Below are 10,380 nucleotides of genomic sequence, written 5' to 3' on the forward strand. Positions count from 1 at the left end.
TGGCAGGGGTAAGGTTGTTAGGTTCTCTTAGCCTGCTATTGCAGGAAGGCCTCAAGTTAAAAGGGTTATTTTTCCAATGATCTACAGCCCGTACCAAGCCAAGTATTTTGCTCACTTCTTAACGCGTGAAGGTATCGGAGCCGACGAGTCTTTGACCCAGTCCTTGTCTTCGGCACGTGTGGATCTGAACCCACATCAGGTTGATGCGGCTATGTTTGCCTTGCGTTCGCCCTTATCCAAGGGCGTGCTGCTGGCCGATGAGGTAGGGCTTGGCAAAACCATCGAGGCGGCGTTAGTGCTCAGCCAGCGTTGGTGGGAGCAGCGCCGAAACCTGCTGTTGATTGTGCCGGCCTCTCTTCGCAAGCAATGGGCCACGGAGCTCCGTGAAAAGTTCTCACTGCCCTCGGTCATCCTTGATGCCAAACGCCTTAAAGATCTAGCGGCCAGCGGGCAAGCCAATCCGATTGGTCGTAAAGAAGGCATCATCATTGTTTCTTACGAATATGCAGCTCGTATCGCCCATCAGCTGCAAAAGGTTGCTTGGGATCTGGTTGTGTTTGATGAAGCGCACAAGCTGCGTAATGTCTTTAAGGCTGCTAGCAACTCCCGAGCAGCGGTCCTGCGCGATGCCTTGCAGGGTTGTCAGAAACTTTTGCTGACGGCAACGCCGTTGCAGAACAACCTGATGGAGCTCTACGGCCTTGTTACGATCATTGATGAGGCTTACTTTGGTTCTGAGCAGGCCTTTAAGGCCGAGTTCGGCGGCAAGGGCAATCTTGCCGCTATGACCTTGCTGCAGCATCGTTTGGAGCCCATCTGCAAACGCACCTTGCGCCGTCAGGTCCAAAAGGCCGGATTGATCAACTACACCAACCGCTTGCCGAAAACGTTTGATTTTACCCCCAGCAAGCTTGAGCTGGATCTGTACGAGTCAGTATCGGCGTACCTGCAAAACCCAGACACCCTTGCCCTAGGTAGAAATGGCCGTCACCTGGTGACCTTGTCCCTGCGCAAGATCCTGGGTTCATCCTCATTTGCCATTGCCAAAACCTTGGACAAGATGGTCAACCGCTTGCAAGCCAAGCTAATCGTTGATGACGATACCCTGGATGATCTCGATGGCTTTGCTGAAGACGCAGAAGATTGGCGTGATGCAGGTTCTCTCGCTGCAACCGAAGCTGATGCTGTCGAAGACCATACGGATGATGATCTTGATGAGATTGATCCGAAAAAACTGCTGGCCGAGATCGCCGAGCTGACGCATTACCGGGATATCGCCACCTCAATTAACGACAACGCCAAAGGGCGAGCGCTTTTGGAGTGCTTGCCCATCGTTATGGCCGAGATGGAAGCCAAAGGCGGTCAGCGGAAGGCCGTGGTATTTACCGAGTCCGTGCGCACCCAAGCCTATTTACGTGATCTTTTGGAGCAAAACGGCTGTGCTGGTCAGACCGTGATCCTGAACGGCTCAAACTCCGACAAAGACAGCGCAGCCCTCTACAAGGCATGGCTTGCGAAAAATAAAGGCTCTGAGGTTGTCTCGGGCTCTAAAACTGCCGATATGAAAGCGGCCGTCGTCGATGCTTTCAAACATGATCGCTCAATCCTCATTTCTACGGAATCCGGTGCTGAGGGTATCAACCTCCAGTTCTGCTCGCTGCTAGTCAACTATGACTTGCCCTGGAATCCCCAGCGGGTTGAACAGCGTATTGGCCGCTGCCACCGCTACGGGCAAAAGATCGACGTCACCGTCATAAACTTCCTAAACCGAAAGAATCAGGCTGAGGAGCGCATTCACCAGCTCTTAGAGCAGAAATTCAAGCTCTTCGAGGGCGTTTTTGGTTCATCTGATGAAGTATTAGGTGCTATTGAGTCTGGTGTAGATATCGAACGGCGTATTTTGGAGATCGTCCAGACATGCCGCTCGAACGATGAAATTAATCATGCCTTTGATCGTCTGCAAGAAGAGTTCAGTGTCGAGATTGATGCGGCGAAACAGGATGCACGCAACAAAATCTTGGCAGAGATGGACGAAAAGGTTATTGAGCGCTTGATGAGTCGCAAGGATGGTGTCCATGCCACCCTAGGTGACTTCCGTCGCGCTCTTTTGAGTCTTGCCCGCGCCGAATTGCCCGAGGCCCGTTTTCACGCTGATCATGCCGAGCGCTTTGATTATCAAGGCAACACCTGGTCTACCGAATGGCCTGAGGCAGAGGATAATGGCTGGCGCTTCTTCCGCTTGGGCGATGGAGGGATGGCCGACCAACTGTTGACGCAGGCCAAAGGGCGATCAACTCCCATGGCCGCGCTTGAGTTTGACTACAGCGCCTATGCTGGCAATCTGGGGGATGTGGCCAGCTTGCGTGGCCAGTCAGGTTGGATGCAACTCTCGCGTCTGTCGCTGCAAACCCCCGCTCGTATTTGGGATGAGCTGATCTGCGCGGCCTTCACCGATGACGGCAGCATGCTTGACCCGAGTACCGCCGAACGCTTGCTGCACATTCCTGCCCGAGAGCTTGGCGCACCTATGGGGCAGTCTCCTGAGGCTGAATTGGCGGGCGTTACTGAGGCGAGGCAAACGGCTCTTGTCGGGCATGCGCAAGAGCGTTTGGGCGAGTTTCTCAACGAGGAAGAAGACCGCCTTGATGCGTGGCGTAATGACGCCCGTGTGGCCTACGACCAGCAAATCAAAGAGCTGACTAAGCAGGCCAACGAAAAGAACAAGCTCGCCCGTGCAACCGCTAATTTGGCCGCCAAGCTGGAGCTGCAGCACGAGGCAAAAGCCTTAAAGCGCCAGGTGGATGAGCTGCAACATCAACTCTATACCCGGCTGCGTGAGATCGATAATGAACGCGACGCCATGTTAGATGCCATTGCCGTACAACTTAACTTGACGCCACAGGTGGATCACCTGTTTACGATTCGATGGAGCCTGATCTAATGGCCGGTAAAACCAAACTTGAACTGACCTGGATTGGTAAAGACGAGTGTCCGCGCCTTGAACCACGCATTCTGATTGAAGAGCCCGAGTTTTCCTATCACGCAGAAAAGCGGCGTGAGGGTGATCACTTCGACAATATGCTGATCCATGGGGACAATTTGCTCGCGCTAAAAGCGTTGGAGACTGATCCAAATGTACGCGGTAAGGTGAAATGTATCTTTATCGATCCGCCGTATAACACGGGATCGGCCTTTGAACATTATGACGATGGAATAGAGCATTCGCTTTGGCTCAACATGATGCGAGATCGGTTGGTGCATCTGCGTGAACTACTTCGCGAGGATGGTTCAATTTGGATCACGGTCGACGACAATGAAAGCCATTATCTGAAAGTGTTGTGCGATGAGGTATTCGGGCGTTCCAATTTTATTGCAAATGCCATTTGGCAAAAGAAATACGCGCCCGCAAATGATGCCCTTTGGCTTAGCGCCAATCACGATCACATCTTAATCTATGCGAAAAATAGCAAGGTTTGGCGTCCTAATAACCTCCCGCGTGATGAAAAATCATTATCCGTGTATAAAAATCCCGATAATGATCCGAGGGGAGCCTGGCGTTCCGATAATTACACATGTGCCAAGTCCGCTGATGAACGGCCTAATCTTTATTACGCAATAACCAATCCTAATACCGGTGAGGAAATATGGCCTAAGCGTTCAAGGGTTTGGGGATATGGTAAAGAGGCACACGACAAGAACGAGCAGGAAGGACGTGTTTGGTGGGGAAAAGACGGACGAGGGAAGGTTCCTGCTCTTAAGCGATTCGCTTCAAGCCTTAAAAATTCAGGGATTAAGTCTCTTACCGTTTGGATGTGGGACGAAGTAGGGCACACTCAAGAGGCCAGAAAAGAGCAAATCGCGCTCGTCCCAGAAAAGCCATTCTCTACTCCGAAACCTGAAAAGTTACTTGAGCGGGTGGTTCTGTTGGCATCTAACCCCGGTGACCTCGTGCTCGACTCCTTCGCAGGTTCAGGCACAACCGGTGCTGTAGCCCACAAAATGGGCCGTCGATGGATTATGGTTGAGCTGGGCGAGCACGCTAAAACCCATATTGTGCCTCGCTTGAAAAAGGTCATCGACGGCACTGATGAAGGCGGCGTTACGGAGGCTGTAAATTGGAAGGGTGGCGGTGGCTACCGTTTCTTCAAGCTTGCGTCGTCACTGTTGCAAAAGGACAAATGGGGCAATCTGGTAATCAACAAAGATTACCAACCGGAGATGCTAGCCGAGGCCATGTGTAAGCATTTCAATTACACCTACGCGCCATCCACCGAACACTATTGGATGCACGGCAAGGCCACAGAAAACGCGTTTATCTATGTCACGACCAACAGTTTGACCTTTGATCAGCTCAAGGCCCTGTCTGATGAGGTAGGGGAAGAGCGCAGTCTTTTGGTTTGCTGCATGGCCTATGAGGCCGCTGGTGATAACTTGACGAATCTAACCATCAAGAAAATCCCCCGTGTGGTGCTGGATCGTTGCGAGTGGGGTAAAGACGATTATTCCTTAAAAATCGACGCCTTACCTATGCAAGACGAAGAGCTTGAAGCAGTTGAAATCACAGCGGCTAAACCTAAAAAAAATAAAGCATCGGTAGCACAGGCTAACCTGTTCGACGGTACTGAGGAAAATTGAGATGACTGAGCTCAACAAGGATCGTGTTGTTGCCCAAATTAGCCAGCGTCTCTCGTTACGCAAGCCTCAGGCAGAGGCGCTTCGGCGCCTCGATACCATCGTAGGGCTCATTGATCCGAAAAAGGGCACTGATGTAGAGGCCGCTCGGGAGCAGGTACGTCAGGCATTCAGTGAGGTCGCTGATGCGGACTTTGCAGATTTCGAACGTGCCTTTCCATCGGTTTGTTTCTCCGTTGCCACCGGCGTCGGCAAGACCCGCTTAATGGGCGCGTTCATCAGCTATTTGCACATGATCGGCAAGAGCCGGAACTTCTTCATTCTGGCACCAAACCTGACGATCTATGAGAAGTTGCTGTTCGATTTTGATCCGCGCAGCCCTAAATATGTGTTCAAGGGTATTGAAGCCTTTGCCCATACCCCGCCTTTGATTGTTAACGCTGAAAACTATGAAGAAGGCCGTGGCGTGCGGGGTGCGGATCTATTCGGCCGCGAAAGTGTGATCATCAACATCTTCAATATTTCGAAGATCAACTCCGAGGTACGAGGCGGGGCTGCTCCTCGTATCAAGCGCCTGCAGGAGTACATAGGCGACAGCTATTTTTCGTACCTGTCTGAGCTTGATGACTTGGTATTGGTGATGGATGAAGCGCACCGTTATCGCGGTACTGCCGGATTCAAGGCCATTGCCGAGTTGCAGCCCATTATGGGCCTTGAGGTGACGGCGACGCCGAAAACCACCGGTAGCAAACCCCAGCAGTTTAAGAATGTCGTGTACCGCTATGATCTACCGGATGCTATGGAGGATGGCTACGTCAAAGAGCCTGCTATCGGGACCAGGGCGAATTTTGATCCCAGATCGGTGGATGCCGAAACGCTAGAGCGCATCATGCTCGAGGACGGGATTAACTACCATGAGCACGTAAAGGTTGTCCTTGAGACCTACGCTAAAAACCACGACAAGCCGATCGTGCGGCCTTTTATGTTGGTGGTGACTAAAGACACGGCCCATGCCTCTGAGGTGAAGCAGTTCGTCGAGTCAGATGACTTTTTTGCTGGCCGCTATCGGGGCCGGGTGATTGAAATTCACTCAAAGACCTCGGGCGAAGAGACCGACGAGAATGCTCAGCGCCTGCTTAACATCGAAAAAAGCGGCGATACGGACATTGTCATCCACGTCAACAAGTTGAAGGAAGGCTGGGACGTAACCAACCTCTTCACCATCGTGCCACTGCGGGCTTCAGCTTCAGACATTCTGACCGAGCAGACCTTGGGGCGTGGCCTGCGTCTGCCTTACGGCAAGCGCACTGGCGTGGCTGAGATCGATCAACTGACGGTGATCGCCCATGACCGCTTCAACGCACTTATTGAGTTAGCCAAAACCGAAAACGGCGTCACCAAGAAGCTCAAGCAAGTATTTATTGGCGAGGACGGTGACGTTGCCGCAACGAAACCAGAGGTCGTCACTTCGCCAAATGTGGTGCAGCACTTGGTGCAATCCATGTTGCCGAAAGCAGAAGGTAGTGAAAAAAATACTGCCTACCAAATTCCTGCACCCTCGAACCCTGTCGGTGTGGCAGAGGCACCAGCGCCTTTTATTTTGCAAACAGCGCAAGAAGTGGAAGTGGCCGAGAAGACCCTTCAGATTGTGGTTCAGCAGGCCGCTAAGCAAGTAGCAAGCCTTGCGGATCTCAACAAGCCGGAAGTGCAAGCCGCTATTGTGCAGGCCATTCAAGCCGCGCAAACACCACAAGCCGAGATCTTCCCGGTTGAAACGCTGAAAATTGAAGCAATCGTGAAGACGATTTGCAGTCAGTTCGTTGAGCGGATTATTGCCATTCCGGCATTGACTATCACACCGACCCAAAATGTGTCTTTTGGTTTTAAATCGTTCGCGCTGGATCTTAAACACTGGAACCATCAACCGCTCTCGAACGAGTTATTGATTCAGGTCTTACGCACAGAGAAAACGCAGTCTATTACCGGCGATGCCCATGATGAGCAGCAAGAGTGCCTAGAAAACTACATCGTTGCCAAACTCATGGATTTTCCTGAGATTGATTACGACTCGCACGCTGAGGTGCTTTACCAGCTGGCTGGCCAAGTTGTTGCTCACTATCAAGCCAAATACGATAAACTCGAAGAGGTTCGTAGTGTGCTGCAAGGCCACTCTCGGCAAATGGCCGAGGCCATCTTTGCGGACATGAAGAAAAATATGTGGCGCGGGAAAACAAATTACCGCGTTACCGTGAGTGCGGCCTTCCAAGACTTGCGTCCACAAACTTTCGAGAATGCAGGCAGCTCATATTCATTGGACTTCCGCCAAGCACCGCCAAAGCTAAACGAGATCAAGCGTTATATTTTTAGCGGTTTCAGTAAGTCCTGCTATCCGCTGGCTAAGTTTGATTCAGATACGGAACGTAGACTGAGCGAAATTTTAGAAAAGGAAAATGGCGTTAAGCTGTGGATGAAACCCGGCCCCAACCAATTCAAACTGTATGACTCAGATGGCTTGCCTTACCAGCCGGATTTTGTGGTTGAAATGCAAGACCGAATTTTGATTATTGAAACCAAACGCGCGGATGAAATTAACGATGCGGTGGTATTGCGCAAAGCAGAAACCGCAGCGCTTTGGGCACATATCGCCACTGAGTTCCATGCGAAGAAAACCGGCGGTAAGCCGTGGTCTTATTTATTAGTGCCACATACGGAGGTGGTCGCAAACTCTACGTTGGCAGGTCTTGCCGCAAAATACACGCGCCAAGCAGATACTGAGCTTTTGACTCGCTATGAGCTATCTAACGAACTGAATGTAGCTCTTCAGGCATAGGTGAACGACGCAAAAAAAGGTAGCTTAGGCTACCCTTTTTTGCTGTTTATAGAGGAGCCGGCATGCGTACTTTGCAGTAAATCCAACACGCCACAACCACGACCAGAACGAGTGGCGGAAACCGCACTATCAGAATCACCAGCAGCAGCACTGCAAAGCAGCCCGCAAGGATGCCTGCAAATACGAATACTGCCGCCATGGTTCGTAGTAGTTGCTTCATTTGAGCCTCCTTACAGAACCCCAAGTTCTGCCATTGACATGCAACCCTCACGCCCAACCACGATATGGTCGAGCGTACGTATCCCCACAAGGCTCAAGGCTTCCTTTAACTTTTGGGTAAGCACACGATCTGCCTGACTAGGCTCTGGGTCGCCGGAAGGGTGGTTGTGAACCAAGATCATTGCGGCGGAGTTGTACTGCAGCGCGATCTTCACCACCTCTCTTGGGTAAACGCTGGCACCATCCAGCGTGCCTCTGAACAGTTCGTGAAAGCCCAACACCCTGTGCTTGCTGTCTAGCATGAGTAAGGCAAAGACCTCATGCTCGTAATCGGCGAGGAGTGTTTGCAGGTGGCTGAATACCTCTTGGGGTGAGGTCAGAGCACGCCCACGACGTAAACGCAGATTGGCCAGTTGCCTGGCCATCAGCAGAATGTCGTCTTCGGTTACAGGGGATTCAACTTCATACGCTCCAGCCGTTTCGCTGGCTTTGAGTTTGTGTAATCTCATCTTCAGCTCCGTTGGCTGCTAGGCGGGGTTAGTGGTTGAGTGATTGATGCTGCGCTTCGAGCTTCTGAGCCAAGCTAACTTTGTTGATGGTGACTAGGTTTGGTGTAGACGCAGGCGGTTCAGTGCTTTCAGCGGTAAAGAACTCTTCAATCAAAGCGCCTCTATCTTCTTCGCTGTCCTCGAATGCACCGTTGGCAAAGCCACGTCGCGCTGCATCATCCAGTGCGTTCTGATCGAAGCCGGTGCTTAGCCGCTGTTCATCGAGATTGTTGGCAGCCTGCAGCGCCTCGACCATGTTCATGCCACCGCGTACGGTCAGGTCGACGTAGAAGATTGGCGTGCCGTGGCTTTGCCGAGTGGACTTGCCACGCAGGCGCAGCTCCAGCGGCAGGCAGGCCAGCCGATTGCCGGAAATAGCCTGGAAGTAGTGCAGGCGAGCGGCCAGGGTTCGGATACTGTTAAAGCCGGTGGTGCGGAATACAAAACTGCCCAGCGGATCGTCATCACCGATCAGCACATTCAGCCGACCATAAGGTTTGCAGGCACCGCCCTTGGCCAGTGGACATGCATCCGGCGACGGGCATGGCAACGATTGCATCCCGTCTTGAGTGACCCGCTTGCAGGTCTCGCCATTGCCCGCGCATAGCGGTCGTCCGGATTGGCGGTCGAACAGCGTGTAGTCGGCGCGAAAGTTCAGCTCCGGTTCGTTGAATAACAGGCGTACCGGGATACTGCGCAGCTTGTCTTCCTGACCTTTACGCAGCTCGTCATTCAGTGGGTGCAGCAGCCAGCCGTGCTTGCCTTGCACCTGTGAGGTGATGGTGAATTGATCATCTTTTTCCGGCAGGCGTTTGCCGTTTCTCTCGATGACCTTGCCGATAGAAATCCGTCCGAGAACCGGCGGGGTGATTGCTAGACCTTTGAGCATGGTGGTTCTCCTGCAAACGAAAAAAGGCCAGCCACACAGCGCTAACTGCTTGGACTGGCCAAAGGGAGGGAATGGTCGAAGGGCAGCTATTAGCCAACCAGGAAGCGTCGACTGCCTTGCTTGAGCTTGGTGTAGCGAACCAGCAGGTAGGGCTTTTCTTGGAGCATTCGATCCACGTCGAGCACGTTGCTGTCCTTGGATTTCTTCCAGCTGATAAAGCCGTGGCTGAACTCTGCGCGGGTGGCATCACCCATGGCCTGTTGCAGCATCTGCTTGAGCTGGGCCTCGCGGGTTTCCTTCTCGCTGATGGATTGGCGCACCGCCTTGAGTTCCAGGTAGGCCGCTGCCAAACCCGCTCGGCCACTGAAATCGACTGTCTGGCCGTTGTCTTCCGGATATAGCGCGCGCAGTGCCATTTCAGCCGAGGCTGAGCCATCCGCAGGCGGTGGTGTGCCGGTCTCCACGTAGTGCCAGAACTTACGCTCCAGCTCGATCAGGCGAGCAATCATCTGCTCGTCCCGTTCGATGCGGTGGATCTCCAGCGTCTGGCCGCCCAGCAGCACCGCGACATCTGCCGCCTGCTTGCCAGTGACAGCGAGCTGGTGCATCACCTGCAGCTGCACATACTCGGGCACGCCTTCTTTCCAGAGACGTGCGCCGTTTATGCCGGCTGTCTTGCATGCGAGAATCTGCACATCGTCAGCCCCGATTACTTCGCGGTCGATGTTGGCCAGCATCCAGGGCAGCTCAGGATCAGGGTGCTGCAGCACTGCGTTGATGCGCCGCACCTTGTTCTTCGTGCGTTTGCTGTAATGCCAGGCCACGACCGGTTCCAGCATATTGCCCCAGTACATTGGGCTTTCCTCGTCGTGCGGATCAGCCTTGGGCAATGCAGTATCGCGACCGGTTTTCTCCAACCATAGTTCTAGCTGCGATTTATAGGGATTAAGGCCCACTGCAGCGCCAGCGTCCGAGCTGCCGATACCCTGCTTACGCACCGCCAACCAATCTTCACGCGGTAGTTCTTTGGTACTGATTAAGCGCAGCGCTGGGCGCGACTTGCTGGTGCTGCTCAACGGAGTTGCTGTCATAGCGTTCACCTTGCGGAAATAGAAACGCCCGATCAGCAACCAGGCTGATCGGGCGTTATGGGGTGAAGTAAGTAAGCTGTCTGAACTGGCCTAATGATTTTGGACACTTCAATCGGGCGCTATGATAGCGCCCAAATCTGAGGTGTTTGGTTATGCGTAAATCTTATTCGA

7 protein-coding genes are annotated in these 10,380 nt (G+C 52.9%); 3 read left to right on the forward strand and 4 right to left on the reverse strand.

Annotated elements, in window-relative coordinates; genetic code table 11:
- The first annotated feature begins 76 nt into the window (after positions 1 to 76).
- The 3 genes from J1G35_RS18160 to J1G35_RS18170 are packed head-to-tail and all read left to right on the forward strand — an operon-like array spanning position 77 to position 7,462.
- A complete protein-coding gene (locus tag J1G35_RS18160) occupies positions 77 to 2,941 on the forward strand; it encodes an SNF2-related protein (RefSeq protein WP_223015629.1) in 2,865 nt (954 codons plus the stop codon).
- Positions 2,941 to 4,635 carry a site-specific DNA-methyltransferase gene (locus J1G35_RS18165; RefSeq protein WP_223015630.1) on the forward strand — a complete coding sequence of 565 codons (1,695 nt, stop codon included), beginning with the start codon at positions 2,941 to 2,943 and terminating at the stop codon, positions 4,633 to 4,635. Before J1G35_RS18160 ends, J1G35_RS18165 begins: the two co-directional genes overlap by 1 nt.
- Before the next feature lies 1 nt (position 4,636).
- Positions 4,637 to 7,462, forward strand: a complete 2,826-nt coding sequence (locus tag J1G35_RS18170) for a DEAD/DEAH box helicase family protein (RefSeq protein WP_223015631.1) — start codon at positions 4,637 to 4,639, stop codon at positions 7,460 to 7,462.
- 46 nt (positions 7,463 to 7,508) lie between these two features.
- Here J1G35_RS18170 and J1G35_RS18175 read toward each other — a convergent pair whose 3' ends face one another.
- The 4 genes from J1G35_RS18175 to J1G35_RS18190 form a co-directional block, all read right to left on the reverse strand.
- Positions 7,509 to 7,682 (reverse strand): hypothetical protein, encoded by a 174-nt coding sequence (locus J1G35_RS18175; protein ID WP_223015632.1) that lies wholly within the window; start codon positions 7,680 to 7,682, stop codon positions 7,509 to 7,511.
- Between the two features lie 10 nt (positions 7,683 to 7,692).
- Positions 7,693 to 8,190, reverse strand: a complete 498-nt coding sequence (gene radC / locus J1G35_RS18180) for a DNA repair protein RadC (protein WP_223015633.1) — start codon at positions 8,188 to 8,190, stop codon at positions 7,693 to 7,695.
- A gap of 28 nt (positions 8,191 to 8,218) precedes the next feature.
- Complete coding sequence (locus tag J1G35_RS18185; protein ID WP_223015634.1) at positions 8,219 to 9,118, reverse strand: hydrolase or metal-binding protein; 900 nt, start codon at positions 9,116 to 9,118, stop codon at positions 8,219 to 8,221.
- Between the two features lie 89 nt (positions 9,119 to 9,207).
- Positions 9,208 to 10,209 carry a lambda-exonuclease family protein gene (locus J1G35_RS18190; protein WP_223015635.1) on the reverse strand — a complete coding sequence of 334 codons (1,002 nt, stop codon included), beginning with the start codon at positions 10,207 to 10,209 and terminating at the stop codon, positions 9,208 to 9,210.
- Positions 10,210 to 10,380: the final 171 nt, after the last annotated feature.

The sequence above is a fragment of the Pseudomonas sp. SH10-3B genome (assembly GCF_019891415.1).
In the GTDB taxonomy this organism is placed as follows: Bacteria; Pseudomonadota; Gammaproteobacteria; order Pseudomonadales; family Pseudomonadaceae; genus Aquipseudomonas.